This is a genomic window from Sphingomonas sp. Leaf67, from assembly GCF_001421965.1.
Classification (GTDB): Bacteria; Pseudomonadota; Alphaproteobacteria; order Sphingomonadales; family Sphingomonadaceae; genus Sphingomonas.
This window is the reverse complement of record NZ_LMLP01000022.1, coordinates 251876-269620: the sequence shown is the minus strand read 5'-3', so window position 1 is coordinate 269620 and position 17745 is coordinate 251876. Positions and strand designations below refer to the sequence as shown.

The following is a 17745-nucleotide window of genomic DNA, read 5'->3' as shown; positions in this document are numbered from 1 at the left end:
CGTTCGTTCTGAGCCAGGATCAAACTCTCAAGTTTGATGTTCCAAATACACCCGGTGGAATAACCAGATGCACTCGGCTCACTTCAAGGAGCCGGCTCTGCACATACAATATGGTGGTTGTAAGACATATGAGCCGACTTAACTTTTAAACGATCCAATACCACCTTGAATGGCATAGACCGCAAGCCGCCGCCCACATGTCCCTTCATCTACATCAACAATGTCAAATAGCACTCCCTGCTCCAAACCACCAAGGCCGAAGCGCCAGCGAACCGGCGATAGAGAGACCGGAACACATGGCACCAACCATTCGGTTAGCACCAGGTCCCGGANCTCCCTGCTCCAAACCACCAAGGCCGAAGCGCCAGCGAACCGGCGATAGAGAGACCGGAACACATGGCACCAACCATTCGGTTAGCACCAGGTCCCGGATAAAAAGAGCAACTCGCTATCCGCATCAGCGGCACGATCCGAAGATCAGCGAGGCGACCGGCGGGAGAAGCGAAGAGCGTCTCGTCGTCCGGTGAAGCTGCTTATATGGGCGGCTTCAGAAGGCGTCAACAACGTTTTCGCATTTTTTCCGGTTCCATGTGATTTTGCGATCCTGCGTGCCGTTTCCGGGCGATTGCGGCGATATTGGCGCGCCCTTCCCCCTGTTCCCCGACCGCGTCATAAGGCGGATGATAGTATTTTTTGAGAGGATCATCCCGTTGACCGCCGCTCCCACGCCGCCTTCGCATGATCGCATCTGGACGCTGGATGCGATCCGGCGGTTGGAAGCCGATTTCTGCCGGTCGGCGGATACGCATCTGATCCGCGTCGAACTGCCGGCGACACCGGGAATTACGCTCTACCTGAAGGACGAATCGGTCCATCCGTCCGGCAGCCTGAAGCATCGGCTCGCCCGTTCGTTGATCCTATATGGGCTGTGCAATGGGTGGATCGGTCCGGACACGGTACTGGTCGAGGCGACCAGCGGGTCGACCGCAGTGTCGGAAGCCTATTTCGCGCGGTTGATCGGGTTGCGGTTCATTGCCGTCGTCCCGCGGACCATCGCCAGCGCGAAGATCGATGCGATCCGGTTCCAGGGCGGCGAAGTGCATTTCGTCGATGATCCGCGCGACGTATATGCGGCGGCACAGGCATTGGCCGACGCCAGCGGCGGCCATTATCTCGACCAGTTCACCTATGCCGAGCGGGCGACCGACTGGCGGGGCAACAACAACATCGCCGAATCGATCTTTGCGCAGATGGCGAAGGAGGATTCGCCCGAGCCGAGCTGGATCGTGTGCGGTGCCGGGACCGGCGGCACATCGGCGACGCTGGGCCGCTTCATCCGCTATGGTCGGCATGCGACACGGCTGTGCGTCGCCGACCCGGCAGCATCGGTCTTTCACCGCCATTATGCCGACCCGACGATCCATATGGTCGAAGGCGAATGTTCGTGCATCGAAGGTATCGGACGGCCGCGGGTCGAGCCGAGCTTCGTGCCCGCCGTCATCGACCGGATGATCGCCGTCGACGATGCCGACAGTATCGGGGCGATGCGGGCGATCAGCGCACGGCTCGGGCGGCCGGTCGGCGGATCGACCGGGACCAATATCGTCGCCTGCGCCACGCTGATCGCGGAAATGGCGGCGGCGGGGCAGCGGGGATCGGTCGTGACGATCCTGTGCGATTCGGGGCTGCGCTACGGCGATACCTATTATGACGACGACTGGCTGGCGGCGCGCGAGATCGACTGGCGCCCGGCGGCGGACCGGTTCGCGGCGTTGCTCGGCAATCCGGCATGACCCCGCTGAGCATCACCGACCTGTTCACGATCGGTATCGGGCCGTCGAGTTCGCACACCGTCGGACCGATGCGCGCCGCCCATGCCTTTGCGACGATGCTCGAGGAAGAGGGCATCGCGCCCGAACGGGTCCTGTGCGACCTCTATGGGTCGCTGTCGCTGACCGGTCGAGGCCATGCCGCCGATGTCGCGATCTTGCTGGGGCTGTCGGGCGCGACGCCCGAAGGGGTCGATCCCGATGCGGTGACGGCGATGGTCGCCGCGATCCATGCCGACTGCTCGATCGACTTGGCGGGGAAATACCCGATCGCGTTCGATCCGGCGCGTGACATCGTCTTCCATCCCGGCTTCCTGCCCGGCCATCCCAACGCGATGGCGTTCACGGCAGTCCTTGCCGACGGAAGCCGGATCGTGCGGCGCTATCATTCGATCGGCGGCGGCGCGATCCGGGCCGAGGGCGAGACGCCTCCTCGGCTGAACCTGACGCTGCCCCACCCCTTTACCAGCGGCGCGGAACTGCTGACGATCTGCACCGACACCCGGCAGTCGATCGCCGAAATCGTCGCCGCCAACGAAAGCGCATGGCGGGCGGAGGCGGAGACAGTCGGCTTCCTGGATGCGGTGCGCTCGGCGATGCTCGCCTCGATCGATCGCGGCTGTACCGGGAGCGGCGAACTGCCCGGAGGCTTACGGGTCCAGCGGCGGGCGCGGGCGATTCGTGAGAAACTGCTGGAGCGCGGCCCCCGCAGCGATCCCAGCGTCGTGTTCGAATGGGTCAGCCTGTGGGCGCTGGCGGTGAACGAAGAGAATGCGGCGGGTGGCCGCGTGGTCACCGCACCGACCAACGGCGCGGCGGGGGTGATCCCGGCGGTGCTGAAATATTACGAGACGTTCGTCCATGGATCGACCCGTGCCGGAGCGCACACGCTGTTGATGACGGCGGCGGCGATCGGGTTTCTCTACAAGCAGAACGCGTCGATCTCCGCGGCCGAGATGGGGTGTCAGGGCGAGGTCGGAGTCGCTTGTTCGATGGCGGCCGCCGGGCTTGCCGCAGCCCTTGGCGCGACGCCGGCACAGGTCGAGAATGCCGCCGAGATCGGCATGGAGCATAATCTGGGCCTGACCTGCGATCCGATCGGCGGGCTGGTGCAGATCCCGTGCATCGAGCGCAATACGATGGGCGCGATCAAGGCGATCAACGCCGCCTATCTGGCGCTGCACGGCGATGGTCGCCACATTGTCAGCCTCGATCAGGTGATCGAGACGATGCGCCAGACCGGCGAGGATATTAAGAGCCAGTACAAGGAGACCAGCCAGGGCGGCCTGGCGGTCAATGTCGTCGAATGTTGAAGGATTTACGCTTGTCCCAGCTTCCCGATTTCGCCGCGATCACCCCGACCACGATCGCGCCCACGCTCGACACGCTGCTGGCTGAGCGCGATGCCGTTGCCGAACAGGCCAAGGCGGCGCGCCCCGGCTTTGCCGATACGTGGTTGCCGGTCGAGTCGGCGGACGTCGCGATCGACGATTTCTGGTCGACCGTCTGGCACCTGCATGCCGTTGCCGACACGCCCGAATTGCGCGAGGCACATGCGGCGGGACAGGCGGTGCTGACCGCGCGCGGGATCGCGGCGCAGCAGGACCGGGCGATGTTCGACACGCTGCGGACGCTGGCGGTCGCGCCCGAATTCGCCGAGCTGGACGATGCCGACCGGATGGCGGTCGAACGGTCGATCCGCGACCGCACGCTGGCGGGCGTCGCGCTGGACGATGTCGATCGCGCGCGGTTCAAGGACGTCGCGACCGAATTGTCGGCGCTCCAGACCGAATTCGCCAGTGCGGTGCTCGACGCGACCGATGCGTGGACGTTGCACGTTACCGACCCCGCGCGACTCACCGGGCTGTCGGACGCGGACCGGGCGATGATGGCGGCGGCGGCAGCAGCGCGTGGGCTGGACGGCTGGGTCGTGACGCTGCAACAGCCGAGCGTCGTCGCGGTCCTGACCTTTGCCGAGGACCGCGACCTGCGGGCGGAGGTCTATCGCGCCTTTGGCACGCGGGCGTCGGATCAGGGGCCGGATGCGGGCAGGTTCGACAATGGCGATCGCATCCGTCGCATCCTGTCGCTGCGGCACGAGGCGGCGACGCTGCTGGGCTTCACCGATCCGGTCGCGCGGTCGCTGAGCACCAAGATGGCGCCGGACGTGGCGGAAGTGCTGGCGTTTCTGCGCGACCTCGCCAAGCGGGCGCGGCCGCATGCCGAGGCGGAGATGGCCGAACTGCGCGGCTTTGCCGCTGAGCATCTGAGCATTGCCGACCTGCAACCCTGGGATATCGGCTTCGTCAGCGACCGGCTGAAGCGGCATGCCCATACGATCGACCAGTCGGTGGTGAAGCAATATTTTCCGGTCGACCGGGTGCTTGGCGGGTGGCGCAAGCTGCTGGGCCAGTTGTTCGGGCTGACGCTGACCAAGCGGAGCGACGTCGCGACCTATCATCCCGATGCGTGCTATTACGATGTTGCCGACGGCAACGGGGTGTTTGCCGGCCTCTACCTCGACCTGCATGCGCGGGCGGGGAAGAAGGGCGGCGCGTGGATGGCCCCTGCCCGGCCCTATCGCGCCGATCCGGCGGACGGCATCCCGGTCGCCTATATGGTCTGCAACTTCGCGCCGACCGGGGGGGCGACGCCGCTGCTGAGCCATGACGACGTCGTCACGCTGCTGCATGAGACGGGCCATTGCCTGCACCATTTGTTCACCCGCGTGCCGCGACCGGACATCGCCGGGACGACCGGGTTCGAATGGGATGCGGTCGAGCTGCCGAGCCAGTTGCTGGAGGATTTCGCGTGGGAGCCGTCGGTGCTGTCGGCGATGTCGGGCCATGTCGAAACCGGCGAGCCGCTGCCGAGCGACCTGTTCGAGCGGATGCTGGCGGCGCGGCGCTTCGGGTCGGGCATGTTCCTGTTGCGGCAGATCGAGTTCGCGATGTTCGACCTGCTGCTGCATCTGGGCACGCAGGGCGATGACCCGATCGCGGTGATCGAGGCGGTGCGCGACGAAGTATCGGTGGTGCGGCCACCGGCATGGCATCGCTTCCCCCATGCCTTCTCGCATATCTTCGCCGGGGGCTATGCGGCGGGGTATTACAGCTATCTGTGGGCGGAGCTGCTGGCGGCGGACGGCTTTGCCGCGTTCGTCGAGGCGGGTACGGTCGACCGGGCGACCGGCGACCGGTTGCGCGAGACGGTGCTCGCCCAAGGCGCGGTGCGGCCGGCGATCGAACTGTTCCGGGCGTTTCGCGGGCGCGATCCCGATCCGGCGGCGATGCTGGCGCGGCATGGGTTGGCCTGATCGGGCCAAAGGTCACGAAAGTCACACTCGCGCAGGTTTTCGTCCTTGTCGGTTTTGGCTCACGCGAAGGCGCTAAGGCACGAAGAGAAAATCCGTTTTCACGCGAAAGCGCGGAGACGCGGAGGGGCTGCGTTTTTTGCGAACCGTTCGCGATCGGGAGACGGTGCGCTCGCTGACAGCTTGGCATGAGGCCCGCTGGCGCGGGGGAGGTCGCACCGAGCGCAACTCCTCCGCGGCTCCGCGCGAACCCCTAATTTCCTACCTTCGCGCCTTCGCACCTTCGCGTGATGAACAGGAATGAGAAAGAACGGCAGCGATCCTGGCCGTCCGCACACCTGTAGGACGGTGTTTTCAGTTCCCTGCGAACACCGCGCGTTTGGCGGCGGCGATGGCGCGGCCCAACGCGGGAAGCGGGACGTCGGTCAGGGTGATGCGCAGGGTCCGGTTTTTGCCCGGCGTCACTTCGGCATGGCCTTCGGGTAGCGCGACCCGGACCGGGCCGGCGGGCACGAAATCGGGGCGGTGGGCGATGGTGACCGTGATCGGCGCGGCCGGATCGGGGGGCGTGCCTTCGCGCCGCAGCGCCGAGGGGGCGCGGCCGAAGGCGGACTGGAACGCTTCGTTGAACCGGCGGACGCTGCCATAGCCGGCCGCGAAGGCGATGTCGGTCAGCGGCAGGCGGGTGTCGTGGACCAGATGCTTGGCGAGGTGCAGGCGGCGGGTCGCCTCGATCGCGAGGGGGGTCAGCCCCAGATGGTCGACGAACAGCCGGCGCAGATGGCGATCGGTCATCCCCAGCCGGTCGGCCAGCGCGGCGACGCTGCCCTCCGCCAGCGCGCCGTCATCGATCAGGCGGAGCGCACGGTGGATCGAGGCGAGCGTGCCGGCCCATGCCGGACTGTCGGGAGCGGTTTCGGGCCGGCAGCGCAGACACGGACGGTAACCCGCCGCCTGCGCCGCCGCCGCGCTGGCGTAGAAGGTGACGTTGTCGCGGATCGGGGTGCGCGCCGGGCAGACCGGGCGGCAATAGATACGCGTCGTGCGGACGGCGGTGAAGAACAGCCCGTCCTGCGTCGGATCGCGGCGTTCGATCGCGGCATAGCAATGGTCGGGGTCGAGCATGGGGCGACCTTATCGCCGCTGCGAAGCGCGACTAGCGGAAAACGGACATGGGTGTGGTGTCGTGTCCGGTTTCCGCTGGCAGTCGGTCGGGCGCGGGGCCAGATTGCCGGCATGATGACGCTGTATGAGGAATGGCTGCCCAGTCCGGTCGGCACGATCACCATCCTGACCGATGGCGACGGGGTGTTGCGGGTGCTGGAATTCGAGGATTTCGGTGCGCGGATGGAGCGGCTGTTGCAGCTGCACTATCGACCGGGCGGGTGGCGGGTCATGCCGGCGGGGCGGACCAGTGACGCGATGCGGGCGATGACCGCGTATTTCGCAGGCGACGTGGCGGCGATCGACCGGCTGCCGACCGCGACGGGCGGGACCGACTTTCAGCGTTCGGTGTGGAAGGCATTGCGTGATGTCGGGGCGGGGCGGACGGTCGCCTATGTCGATATCGCCGCCGCGATCGGGCGGCCGAGCGCGGTGCGGGCGGTCGGGCTGGCCAATGGATCGAACCCGATCGCGATCGTCGTGCCGTGCCATCGCATCATCGGGCGGTCGGGGGCGCTCACGGGTTACGGTGGTGGGCTGGAGCGCAAGCGGTGGTTGCTGGCGCATGAGGGGGTTGGTTTGGTTTAAGGGATTGGGTTCACGCGAAGGCGCGATGACGCGAAGAAGAAGGTAGATTCCCGCGCAGAGACGTGGAGACGCGGCGGGTTCCGCTGGACGCAGCGTCCCTGCGCGTCAGCGGCTTCAGCATACGCTGCAAAGCGCGCTATTATCTCCCGATCGCGAGCCGATCGTCCGGAGCGAAATCCCTTTGCGCCTCTGCGCGACGATCTACCTTCTTTTCTTCGCGAGCTTCGCGCCTTCGCGTGAACCAATTTACCCGGTCAGACCAACGCCGCCGCCAGATCGGCACCCGGCGCCAGCGCTGCATAGGCTCGCTCAACCGCCGCGACGAACACCACATCCTCGCCGAGATCGCCGAACACATCGCGCATCGCCAGCAACGCCGCCGGCTCCCCTGCCCGCGCCAGCAATGCTTCGGCGCGGGGATCGACCAGCTTCTCGCCGCTATCTTTACGCAGTTCGAGGAAGCGGAACCACGCCGCGATCGGCACCGCCAGCCGATCGACCGACCGCCCCGCCGCGCGCGCGTCGCGGATCGTGTCGCACAGGCGATAGGGCAGCTTTTGCGAGCCGTCCCATGCGATCTGCGCCAGTTGGTGGGCGATCGCCGGGTTGGCGAAGCGCGCCAGCACCGCGTCGATATAGGCCGACAGGTCCATTTCGGCGGGCGGCTGGATCGACGGCGCGATATCGTGCCGCATCAGCCGTTCGGCGAAGGCCGCGAGCGGCGGGGTCGCCATCGCGTCGCGGACGGTCGTGAGGCCCATCAGCAGCCCGACATAGGCGAGCGTCGAATGTGCGCCGTTCAAAAGCCGCAGCTTGGCGTTTTCGAAGCCGCGCACGTCGCGGGTGAACTGTACCCCGGCGGCGTCGAACGGCGGGCGGTCGCCGGCGAAATCATCCTCGATCACCCATTGCGCGAAGCCTTCGCGCTGGATCGGCCACGCATCGTCGAGGCCCGTGGCGGTGCGGATCGATGCGCGCAGCGTGTCGTCGGTCGCGGGCGTAATCGAATCGACCATCGTCGAGGGGAAGCGGACGTGATCGTCGATCCACATCGCCAGATCGGGATCGCGCGCGGCGGCGAGATCGCGGACCGAGCGGCGGAAGCGGTGGCCGTTGTCCACCAGATTGTCGCACGACATCAGCGTGATCGTCCCGCCCCCGGCCGCCCGGCGCGCGGCGAGGCCGGCGACCAGCCAGCCCGACAGCGTCGACGGTTCGGCCCCGGTCAGTTCGCGGACGATCGCCGGATGGTCGACGTCGAGCGCGCCAGTGCCGTCGAGGTGATAGCCCTTTTCGGTGACCGTGGTCGTCACCAGCCGGGTGGTCGGCGCGGCGATACGCGACAGCACCGCGTCGCGGCGGTGCGCGGTCAGCAATTCGGTGATCGATCCGATAACACGATGGCTGGTCTCGCGGTCGAGCAGCGCCAGCGTATAGAGGCCGTCCTGTGGCCCGAGCGCATCGGCGACCCCGGTCGAATTGAGTGCGACCGCACTGATCGCCCAGCGCGGGTCTGCGCCGAGGATGCTGTCGACATAGGCCGCCTGATGCGCGCGGTGGAACGCGCCGGGGCCGATATGGACGATGCCGGCGGTGAGCGTGGTGCGGTCGTACGTCGGGCGGGCGACCGTGGCGGGCAGGTCGTTCAGGGTCGCGTTGGACAGCTTCACAGCTTGTACGCCTTCTTCACGAGGCTATAGGTCAGGTCGTGCGCGACCTCATGCGCTTCGCCCTCGTCCAGCCGGTGTTCGGCGACCAGCCGGGCGAGGAAGCCGCAGTCGACGCGGCGGGCGACGTCGTGGCGCGCCGGGATCGACAGGAAGGCGCGGGTATCGTCGTTGAAGCCGACGGTGTTGTAGAAGCCGGCGGTCTCGGTCGTCATCTCGCGGAAGCGGCGCATCCCCTCCGGCGAATCATGGAACCACCATGCGGGGCCGAGCTTCAGGCACGGATAATGGCCGGCCAACGGGGCGAGTTCGCGGGCATAGGTCGATTCGTCGAGCGTGAAGAGGATGATGGTCAGTTCGGTCGAGGTGCCGACCACGTCGAGCAGCGGCTTCAACGCCGCGACATAATCGGTGCGGGTCGGGATGTCGGCACCCTTGTCGCGGCCATAGGCTTCGAACAGCCCGCGATTATGATTGCGGAACGACCCGGGGTGGATCTGCATGACCAGCCCGTCGTCGATCGACATGCGCGCCATTTCGGTCAGCATCTGCGCACGGAACAACTCGGCATCGGCGGCGTCGGCGGTGCCGGCGATGATCTTGGCGAACAGCGCCTCCGCCTCGGCGGGCGAGAGGTTGGCGGTGCGCGCGGTCGGGTGGCCATGATCGCTCGACGTGGCACCGGCGGCGATGAAGTCCTGCCGACGCTTGCGGTGGGCGTTCAGGTAACCGGTCCAGTCATGGACGTCCTCCCCCGTAAGTTCGGCGAATTTGGCGAGCGCCGGGCGGAAGGCTTCGTGTTCGCAGTCGATCACCGCATCGGGGCGATAGGCGGTGACGACGCGCCCGCTCCAGCCGCTGGCGCGGATCGCGCGGTGATGGTCGAGCGGGTCGTCGGCCCCTTCGGTGGTGGCGATCAGTTCGATGCCGAAGCGGTCGAACAGTGCGCGCGGGCGATAGGCGTCGGTCGCCAGCAATTCGCCGATCCGGTCATAATAGGTATCGGCGTTGGCGGCGGTCAGCGCCTCCTCGAACCCGAACACCGCGCCGAACACATGGTCGAGCCACAGGCGCGACGGGGTGCCGCGGAACAGATGCTGGTTGGCGGCGAACAGCCCCCATGCCTTGCGCGGGTCGGCGACGATGGTGCCGTCACGGCGCGGCACGGCGAGGTCGTCGAGCGCGATGCCCTGGCTGTAGAGCATACGGAAGATATAGTGATCGGGCGACAGCAACAGCTCGGTCGCGTTCGTCCATGGCCGGTTGGTCGCGAACCATGCCGGATCGGTATGACCGTGCGGGCTGACGATCGGCAGGTCGCGGACGGCGGCATACAGAGTGCGGGCGATGCCGCGCGTCGTCGGATCGGCCGGGAACAGGCGATCGGGGTTCAGCAGCAGGGCGGCCATGCGCGGTTCTCCTTTGCCCGGTCCTTTCGTGGATTGTGCCAGCGGTGGCAATGGCCTATTTCCGTGTAATGCTCGATGTTTCCCCCGCCCGTGCCGTGCGCGTCGATCGCGACGACGATGTCGCCCTGTTGCTCGATCCCGTTGCGGCGGGGGACGTGGTGGCGGTCGATGACGAGCGTGTCGTGGCACGCGTCGACATAGCGGTCGGGCACAAGATCGCGGTGCGCGCCGTTGCGGCCGGTGCGCCGGTGCGGCGCTATCGCAGCCCGATCGGGTTCGCCCGCTCACCCATCGCGGCGGGCGAGCATGTTCATGTCCATAATGTCGCGACCGCGCTGGTCGGCGAGGATGCGTATCGCTACGCCCCTGCCCTTCCACCCGCCCCCGAGCCGCGCGTCGAGCCGGGCTTTGCCGGCTATGTCCGCGCCGATGGCAGCGTGGCGACGCGCAACGAAATCTGGGTGCTGCCGACGGTCGGCTGTGTCGGGCGGCTGGGCGAGCGGATCGCTGCGCAGGCATCCCCACGCCATGCCGGACGGATCGACGGAGTCCATGCGTTCAACCATCCGTTCGGCTGTTCGCAGCTGGGTGACGACCTGAACCGCACGGGAGCGATTCTCGCCGCGCTGGCGTGCAATCCCAATGCCGGGGGCGTGGTGCTGTTGGGCCTTGGCTGCGAATCGAACCAGCTGGATGCGATGCTGGCGCGGTTGCCGGCGGACGTACTGGCGCGGGTGCGGACAGTGCGGGCGCAGGCGAGCGCCGATGAATTCGCCGAAGCGATGGCGGCGGTCGACGAACTGGCCGAGGCGGCGGAAGCGAAGCGGCAGGCGGTGCCGCTGTCGGCGCTGCGGCTGGGGGTGAAGTGCGGGGGATCGGATTCGATGTCGGGACTGACCGCCAATCCGCTGATCGGGCGGATGACCGACCGGGTCGCGGCGGCGGGCGGCACGGTGCTGATGACCGAAATCCCGGAGATCTTCGGTGCCGAGCGATTGCTGATGGCGCGCTGTGCCGACGAGGGCGTCTTCGACCGGCTGGTCGAGGTGACCAACCGCTTCAAACGCTATTTCCTCGACCATGGCGAGCCGGTGTCGGAGAACCCAAGCCCTGGTAATATCGCGGGCGGGATCACCACGCTGGAGGAAAAGTCGCTGGGCGCGGTGCAGAAGGGTGGCCTTGCTACGGTTTGCGACGTGCTCGATTATGGCGAACCGGTGCGTACGCCCGGACTGTCGGTGGTCGACGGGCCAGGCAACGACGCGGTGTCGACTACCGCGCTGGCGGCGGCGGGGGCGACGATCACGCTGTTTTCGACCGGACGGGGCACGCCCCTCGGCAGCCCGGTACCGACCATGAAGATCGCAACCAATCGCGATCTGGCGACGCGCAAGGCGGGCTGGATCGACTTCGATGCCAGCATCGTGCTGGACGACGGGCAGGACACGGCGGCGGATGCGCTGCTGGCGCGGATCGTCGCGGTCGCTTCGGGCGAGCCGGCGCGTAACGAGGTGAACGAGGAACGCGCGATCGGGATCTGGAAGTCGGGGGTTACGCTGTAGGGAGCGCGCGACCACTGCGCCGTTCGTTGCCCCGGATCGAGCCGAGACCTGAGCGAGCATGCTCACCGAAAATCCACCGTACCCCCGCGCAGGCGGGGGTCCAGGGCCCCCGGTCGCAAGCGGTTGTTTTGCTTGGCTCTGGACCCCCGCCTACGTGGGGGTACGGCGGCCTTGGGGTCGAGCGCACGGCGTTCGCATGCGGTTCGATCAAGCCTGGGACTAACGTGGTGGCTGCTTCACGCCTTCCCGTCGATCAGCACCGCCTGTTGCCAGCGGCCGGGAGCCTTGTCGGTGCGGTGGATGCAGCCGGGCCAGCAACAGGGGCGCTTCTTGCCGTCGACCAGTTCGGCGATGGTGCGGGCGATGCGACGCTGGCGGGTGGCGGGTTGCTTCGCATCCTTGATCCAGCACAGAAACTCGTTGCGGCCGAGCGGGGTCAGCGCATCCCATAGCGGCTCGATCGATGCGTCGGCGGTCAGCGCGGTGGCGAGATCGTCGGGGACGATATGGACCGTGCCGGACTTCATGCGATCGGACGCAGATCGGTGCGATACCGCCGCGCCTTCTCGACATACCCCGCCGCCGACGCTTTCAGCCCGGCGAGCTGTTCGTCGGTCAGCGTCCGGACCGCCCGCGCGGGGGCACCGACGATCAGGCTTTTCGGAGGGAAGGTCTTGCCCTCGGTCACCAGCGCGCAGGCTCCGACCACGCAGTCGTCGGCGATCACCGCATGGTTCAGCACCGTCGCGCCCATGCCGATCAGGACGCGGTCGCCGATGGTACAGCCGTGCAGTACCGCGCGGTGGCCGATCGTGCAGTCCTGCCCCAGCGTCAGCGGCGCGTGCGGGTCGCTGTGCAGGACCGCGCCATCCTGTACGTTGCTGCGGTCACCGATGACGATCGCACCATTGTCGGCACGCACCACCGCGCCGAACCAGATGCTGGCCCCCGCCGCCAGCCGCACCGCGCCGATCACATCGGCGGACGGCGCGACCCAGCAGTCGGGGCTCAGATCGGGGACGGCATCGGCGAGCGCGTAGCAAGGCATGCCGCCGATGCTATCACCCCGCCACGACCGAGGCGAGCCTTGCGCGCAGCAGTTCGTCGAACCGGTCGATCGGGCAGCGGACGCTGCAGCCGGGAATTGCGAGCGGGGTTTCGACCACCGTCGCCGCGCCCGACCGGATCGCCTCCAGCGGCTGCGCGCGGTAGGAGACGGTGACATACGGCCCCTTGCGCCCACGCCACCGCTTCAACACCAGCGCGCCGCCGGGGGCGACGTCGCCCCGCGCGAAACCCGGCGCGTCGAGATCGACGCCGAGCGCCGCGCCGAGCGCGGTGACGTTGGTGTCATGGCCGACCAGCATTTCGAGACGCGGTGCCTTGGCGGCGGTCAGGGTGGCGAGCATGTGCGCGCCGACCGGTCCCGCCTGGTGCGCGGCCATGTAGGGCGAGCGGGTGAAGACGTCGAACAGCGCGGCGTGGAGCGTGCCGATCCGGCGGATCGTCGCGGCATCGGCGCGACCGAAGCCGACCTTCGCCATCGGCATCCCCTCGGCATATTGCAGCAGGATCACCTGCGCGGTGCCCGACGTCGCGCGGATCGGCCCGGTAAAGTCGATACCGCGTCCGTCACGGCTCGGGTTCAGCGTCGCCGGTCCCGGCGTCGAGCAGCCGGCGGGCAGGCCGCAACCCAGCACGCGATCAAGGGCGCGGATCGCATCGGCATGACGGGCGGTCAGCGCGTCGACGCCCCCGGTATAGGCGGTGATCGCCGCCACCGCCTTGTCCGCATCGAACGCGGTCGCGCCGGCGCGGAGCGGTTCGAACAGCGGGTCGATCCGTCCGGCCGGATTGTGATCGACCGGCAGCGTGCAACCGGGGGCGAGCGCGTCGGCATAGGCGCGGCCGGTGGCGATGGTGCGTTCGGCGGTGTTGGTCCGGATGCGGACGCTGCCGGGAGCCGGGCAGGCCGTGGCGGACAGCCAGCGGCGGTCGTAGCGGGCGAGGTGCGCGATCGCCGCCGCGCCGTGGGGGGTGAGGAATTCCGGCGCGACCGGCCATGCGGGCCACTCGCCGGCGACCTTGGTGTCGGCCGGTGCTTCGCCGACGATCGGGGCGCGGACGCCGTGGCGCATCAGCACGACGACGCGGTCGAGCGTGTCGCGGGCGGCGGCGGGAGGCGCGAAGGCGAGCGCGGCGGCAAGGAACAGGATGGGGCGCATGGTCGGTCCTTCTGTCACGTAAACGTCGTCATCCCGGCGCAGGCCGGGATCCATCGTGCCGCATATTCCCCGGTGTCGGCGTTCGCGGAACCTTGGATCCCGGCCTGCGCCGGGATGACGAAGGGGGAAGCGGGGTGACCGGCGTCGATGTCCACCCCGCCCGCCCGCTCACATCTTCATCGTCAGGCTGAACTGGAACACGCGGCCAGTCTTCAGATACCCACCGTTGCGGTCGTTCGAGATATAGGTCTCGTCCTTGCCCACGGTCGCCCAATAGGTGTGTTGGTCGAGCAGGTTGCGCGCCGATATGCCGATTTCGAGATTGTCGGTCACCTCGTACGCCGCGCCAAAGTTCAGCTCGCCGACCGGCTGGACGTAGATGTCGGGCTGGCTGTCCTGCACCGCCGCGAGGATGCGACCGGTATGGTTGTACCACAGGTTCGTGCGGAACCCGCCACCGGCATAGAAGACCTCGGCATTGTAGATCAGGTCCGGTGCCTGCGGCAGCGCGCTGGTGCGGGTCGTGCGCACGCCGTTGAGCGGGATGACGTAGCTCGCCTCGGTCTGCTGGTAGGTGATGTTCCCGCCCACGCCGAAATTGCCGAGGAAGCTGCTGTCGACCATGTCGCCGACGGTGAAGCGGCCCGATGCCTCGACCCCCTTCGCCTTGCCGCCGCCGCCGTTGATCGGGCGGGTATAGACGATGCCGTCGATCGTCTCGCCCGCCGTCCGCGTGGCGGTGGTCACGACGAAGTTCGACAGATCCTTGTAATAGGCCGCCAGCTGGAAATAGCGGCCGACCCCAGCGTAGAAATCGACGCCCGCGTCATAGCTCCACGCCTGTACCGGCTTCAGGTCGGGATTGGGCTGGCTGATCGCGGTGATCGCGTTGCCCCGGCCCGGATCGCGGGTGATGCGGGTCGGACCGGCGATCAGGTCGAACGACGGCCGGGCATAGCTCGACCGGGCGGCGGCGCGTACCGTGATCCGGTCGCTGGGCTTCCATGCCGCCAGCACGCTGGGGTCGAGATGGTCGTAATCGCGACCGGCATTCACGAAGCGCGCCCCGTCCACCGCATTGTCGTTCAGGAAATAGCGCGCACGAAAACTGTTATCCTCGTAGCGGATGCCCGGCATCACTTCGAGCGTCCCGAGCTTCAGCGTCGCCGTGGCGTAGATCGCCTTGCGCTGTTCGTTCCCGTCAAGCAGGCCCTGATTGAGCGTGTTCGCCGCGATCACCATCGGGTCGACATAGTCGCGGACCTGCGCGTCGAGCTGCGCGCGCGACAGCACCTTGATCGGGCGGGCGGGATAGTAGTCGAGGAAGTCCTTGAGGACATAGCCCAGATACTGGTTGATCGACGGTCCCTGCACCGTGCCGCTCTGCAACGGGGTCAGGAAGCGGTAGCGGGTGTTGTCGGGCGCGAGGCTGCGGCCGGTGCGGTCGGCATCCTCGTACAGGCCGCCGACCTCGACCGACGACAGGAAAGCCTCGCCGGTCCAGCCGATGCTGCCCTTCAGCGTCTTCTTGGTTTCGGTCAGATAGTCGTAGCCGCGCTGGACATAGAGCTGGGTCGGACGGTCGAGCGACGACACATAGCGCGTCGCCCCCGCCGACAGCACCGGACGCGGCGATTTCGGGGCGGACAGGTCGACGACGACGCCTTCGGTCGCGGCACCGGTGTTGGTGGCGGTACCGTTATAGGCGATGCCGCGGAACGCCGCCTCGATCCGGGTCGGCTGGTCGAAGCGGCCATCAGCATAGGCACCTTCGAGCGCGGCGGTGAAGCCGTTCCAGTGCGCCTTCGCGCCGATCTGGCCCGAGAACAGTTCCTGTTCGATATCCTCGGTCCGGAAATAGCTTGCCGGATTGATGCCCTGCGGGGTGTAGACGCCGGCCGCGTTGTAGGCGCGGGTCGTGCCGCCGCCCGTCAGCGTGCGCAGCGGGTTGCCGCTCGACTGGCCGCTGGTCGTCTCGTTGCGCAGGCCCGTCTGGTTCATCGTGTTGGTGTTCAGATAGGTCGCGTAATTGACCCGCGCGAACAGGTCGATCGCTTCGCCACGGACGTCGAACGATCCGGTCGCGCCATAGCGCTTGATCTTGTTGTTGTAGAAATTCCACTGGACGCCATCGGCCGACAGCGCGTTCGGGTTGGCGCGCGGGGTGCCGACGTCGAAGCTGGTGGTCTTGTAGTCATTCTGCACCGCGGTCGATTCCGCCGCGTTGCCGCGTTCCTCGTAATAGCCGGCCAGATAGACGCCGAACTGATGGTCGCTGCCGAAACGCCGCGCGGTATCCAGCCCGATCGCGCCGCCGAACGCTTCCTGTTCGCGGTCGAGCGCGAGGCCGGCGACCTGCCCCAGCACACGGGCGCGGGTGAACCCTTGCGCGAAGTCGAACGCGGTCGGAGTGCGCAGGTCGATGATGCCGGCGATCGCGTCGGCGTCGAGCGAAGCACCCGGCGTCTTGTCGACGACGATGCCACCGATCGCGAAGGGCGAGAAGAGGTTGAGCGAGATCGCGCGGTTGCTGCCCGAGGTCTGCGGCAGGCGCAGGCCGTCGAGGGTGTAGGCGTTGTAGCTGGTGTCGAAGCCGCGGATCGTCGCGAACTGCGCTTCGCCGGTCGCGCTCTGGTTGCGGCCCTGATCGCGGCTGACCGAGACGCCGGGCAGCATCTTGGCGAGGTCGGCGATGCTGGTCTGCGAATGGATGGCGACGTCGCCGGTCGTGACGATGTCGATCGTCGCGATCGCCGACTGTTCCTCGATCAGCGCGGTGCGCTGCCGACGGCCGTTGACGACGATGTCGTCGGTCAGCGATTCGCTGGCGGTCTGCTGATCGGCCGGTTCGGCGGCGGGCACGTCCTGTGCCTGCGCGGTCGCAGGCAGCAACGCGGCGATAGCAAGGGCGGTGACAGCGCTGGACAGGGCAAGCGCAGAGACACGCCACCGGCGAGCCGGCAGCGTCGAAAACGAAAACATGGAATTCCCCTTTGGATCGGATGCGGGGTTGTTCCCCGTTCGACGGCGCGCCTAGCCTGCCAATACGTATAATTTGTTACATGCGGTCAGGATATTGGCGGACTGACGATCGGATCGGGACGAAATCGAACAATCATGATGATATGGTGTTGATATCGGTCGATCGGCGGTTGCGGCCGGCGGTTTGGGCGATATGCTGCACCCCCATGATGAAGCGCCGCGACCGCCGCCAGGAAATCCTCGACCTGCTGGCGCAGGGGGAGGCGATGGGCATCCATGGGCTGGCCGATGTGCTGGCGGTATCCGACGAAACCGTACGCCGTGAATTGCGGCTGCTGGAGGCCGATGGCCTGATCGAGCGCATCCATGGCGGGGCGCGGCTGGCCAAGTCGGTCGAGGAAGGGCCGTTCGAGGCGCGGCTGCACCGCAATGCCGTGCCCAAACAACGCATCGCCGCCGCGGTGGCGCAGGTGGTGGCGGACGGCGAGTCGCTCTACCTCGACGCCAGCTCGACCGCGTTCCACATCGCGCAGGCGCTGAAGGGCAAGCGCGACCTGACCGTGGTCACCAACGCGCTGGGCGTTGCTGCCGAACTGGGCGGGCGCAACGGCAACCGGCTGTATCTGGCGGGCGGCGAGCTGGACGATCGCTACCGCGCATTCTTCGACGCGACGGCGCGGGCGTATCTGGCGCAATTCCGGCCGGGCATGGCGATCGTGTCGACCGAATCGGTCGACGCCCAAGCGGGCTTTACCGACTATCATATCGGCGAGGGCGAATTGTGCCGGCAGATGATCGGTCAGTCGCGGCGGGTGACGATGGCGGTCGACGCGTCGAAATTCGACCGGGCGAGCGTGGTAGCGGTCGCGTCGTTCGCCGAGGTCGACCGGATCGTCAGCGACCGGGCATGCGATGCGGACTATGCGGCGGTTACCGCCGGGGTGGAGTGGATTACGGCGTGACCGGCCCCCGGCAAGTCGCCGGCCGCCGCTGCGCGCCCCTCCCC

Annotated in this window: 13 protein-coding genes; 6 read left to right on the top strand and 7 right to left on the bottom strand. The window is 67.4% G+C overall.

The genetic code is table 11. From position 1 onward, the window contains the following. Positions 1 to 710 precede the first annotated feature (710 nt). From ASE90_RS15970 to ASE90_RS15960, 3 genes are read left to right on the top strand one after another with little or no spacing between them, the layout of a single operon-like run. A complete protein-coding gene (locus tag ASE90_RS15970; RefSeq protein ID WP_235531872.1) occupies positions 711 to 1793 on the top strand; it encodes a PLP-dependent cysteine synthase family protein in 1083 nt (360 codons plus the stop codon). After that, positions 1790 to 3142: an L-serine ammonia-lyase gene (locus ASE90_RS15965; protein ID WP_082449872.1), complete on the top strand. Its 1353-nt coding sequence runs from the start codon at positions 1790 to 1792 to the stop codon at positions 3140 to 3142. The genes ASE90_RS15970 and ASE90_RS15965 overlap by 4 nt, the downstream gene beginning before the upstream one ends. A gap of 11 nt (positions 3143 to 3153) precedes the next feature. Next, positions 3154 to 5145 carry a M3 family metallopeptidase gene (locus tag ASE90_RS15960; RefSeq protein WP_235531870.1) on the top strand — a complete coding sequence of 664 codons (1992 nt, stop codon included), beginning with the start codon at positions 3154 to 3156 and terminating at the stop codon, positions 5143 to 5145. Between the two features lie 351 nt (positions 5146 to 5496). Here the strand turns inward: ASE90_RS15960 and ASE90_RS15955 are convergent, their stop codons facing one another. Further along, entirely contained in the window at positions 5497 to 6267 is a 771-nt protein-coding gene (locus ASE90_RS15955; RefSeq protein WP_082449871.1) for a bifunctional transcriptional activator/DNA repair enzyme AdaA, read from the bottom strand. A gap of 111 nt (positions 6268 to 6378) precedes the next feature. Here ASE90_RS15955 and ogt point away from each other — a divergent pair, with 111 nt between their 5' ends. Next, positions 6379 to 6894, top strand: a complete 516-nt coding sequence (gene ogt, locus ASE90_RS15950) for a methylated-DNA--[protein]-cysteine S-methyltransferase (protein ID WP_235531869.1) — start codon at positions 6379 to 6381, stop codon at positions 6892 to 6894. 254 nt (positions 6895 to 7148) lie between these two features. On the opposite strand, the gene ASE90_RS15945 is transcribed toward ogt, so the two are convergent. Together ASE90_RS15945 and uxaC are read right to left on the bottom strand one after the other, a co-directional pair. Next, positions 7149 to 8564 carry a mannitol dehydrogenase family protein gene (locus ASE90_RS15945; RefSeq protein WP_056002995.1) on the bottom strand — a complete coding sequence of 472 codons (1416 nt, stop codon included), beginning with the start codon at positions 8562 to 8564 and terminating at the stop codon, positions 7149 to 7151. Next, the gene (gene uxaC, locus ASE90_RS15940; protein ID WP_056002991.1) at positions 8561 to 9970 is read right to left on the bottom strand and encodes a glucuronate isomerase; all 1410 of its coding nucleotides are present in this window, start codon (positions 9968 to 9970) and stop codon (positions 8561 to 8563) included. The genes ASE90_RS15945 and uxaC overlap by 4 nt, the downstream gene beginning before the upstream one ends. Positions 9971 to 10038: 68 nt before the next feature. On the opposite strand from uxaC, the gene ASE90_RS15935 reads away from it, so the two are divergent. After that, the gene (locus ASE90_RS15935; RefSeq protein ID WP_056003081.1) at positions 10039 to 11532 is read left to right on the top strand and encodes a UxaA family hydrolase; all 1494 of its coding nucleotides are present in this window, start codon (positions 10039 to 10041) and stop codon (positions 11530 to 11532) included. 236 nt (positions 11533 to 11768) lie between these two features. Here ASE90_RS15935 and ASE90_RS15930 read toward each other — a convergent pair whose 3' ends face one another. From ASE90_RS15930 to ASE90_RS15915, 4 genes are all read right to left on the bottom strand, one after another. Beyond that, positions 11769 to 12059 (bottom strand): YdeI/OmpD-associated family protein, encoded by a 291-nt coding sequence (locus ASE90_RS15930; RefSeq protein ID WP_056002988.1) that lies wholly within the window; start codon positions 12057 to 12059, stop codon positions 11769 to 11771. After that, a complete protein-coding gene (locus ASE90_RS15925) occupies positions 12056 to 12580 on the bottom strand; it encodes a gamma carbonic anhydrase family protein (protein ID WP_056002985.1) in 525 nt (174 codons plus the stop codon). The genes ASE90_RS15930 and ASE90_RS15925 overlap by 4 nt, the downstream gene beginning before the upstream one ends. Positions 12581 to 12593: 13 nt before the next feature. Then, complete coding sequence (locus tag ASE90_RS15920) at positions 12594 to 13757, bottom strand: histidine-type phosphatase (protein ID WP_156361622.1); 1164 nt, start codon at positions 13755 to 13757, stop codon at positions 12594 to 12596. Positions 13758 to 13925: 168 nt separating this feature from the next. Continuing rightward, positions 13926 to 16739 carry a TonB-dependent receptor gene (locus tag ASE90_RS15915; protein ID WP_056002980.1) on the bottom strand — a complete coding sequence of 938 codons (2814 nt, stop codon included), beginning with the start codon at positions 16737 to 16739 and terminating at the stop codon, positions 13926 to 13928. Positions 16740 to 16945: 206 nt separating this feature from the next. Here ASE90_RS15915 and ASE90_RS15910 point away from each other — a divergent pair, with 206 nt between their 5' ends. Continuing rightward, complete coding sequence (locus tag ASE90_RS15910) at positions 16946 to 17701, top strand: DeoR/GlpR family DNA-binding transcription regulator (protein WP_056003078.1); 756 nt, start codon at positions 16946 to 16948, stop codon at positions 17699 to 17701. Positions 17702 to 17745: the final 44 nt, after the last annotated feature.

Bases quoted from the DNA above. Each gene is read 5' to 3' on its own strand.
- ASE90_RS15965 (WP_082449872.1), top strand. From the start codon at position 1,790: ATGACCCCGCTGAGCATCACCGACCTGTTCACGATCGGTATCGGGCCG.
- ASE90_RS15955 (WP_082449871.1), bottom strand. From the start codon at position 6,267: ATGCTCGACCCCGACCATTGCTATGCCGCGATCGAACGCCGCGATCCG.
- ogt (WP_235531869.1), top strand. From the start codon at position 6,379: ATGATGACGCTGTATGAGGAATGGCTGCCCAGTCCGGTCGGCACGATC.
- uxaC (WP_056002991.1), bottom strand. From the start codon at position 9,970: ATGGCCGCCCTGCTGCTGAACCCCGATCGCCTGTTCCCGGCCGATCCG.
- ASE90_RS15935 (WP_056003081.1), top strand. From the start codon at position 10,039: ATGCTCGATGTTTCCCCCGCCCGTGCCGTGCGCGTCGATCGCGACGAC.
- ASE90_RS15930 (WP_056002988.1), bottom strand. From the start codon at position 12,059: ATGAAGTCCGGCACGGTCCATATCGTCCCCGACGATCTCGCCACCGCG.
- ASE90_RS15925 (WP_056002985.1), bottom strand. From the start codon at position 12,580: ATGCCTTGCTACGCGCTCGCCGATGCCGTCCCCGATCTGAGCCCCGAC.
- ASE90_RS15920 (WP_156361622.1), bottom strand. From the start codon at position 13,757: ATGCGCCCCATCCTGTTCCTTGCCGCCGCGCTCGCCTTCGCGCCTCCC.
- ASE90_RS15915 (WP_056002980.1), bottom strand. From the start codon at position 16,739: ATGTTTTCGTTTTCGACGCTGCCGGCTCGCCGGTGGCGTGTCTCTGCG.
- ASE90_RS15910 (WP_056003078.1), top strand. From the start codon at position 16,946: ATGATGAAGCGCCGCGACCGCCGCCAGGAAATCCTCGACCTGCTGGCG.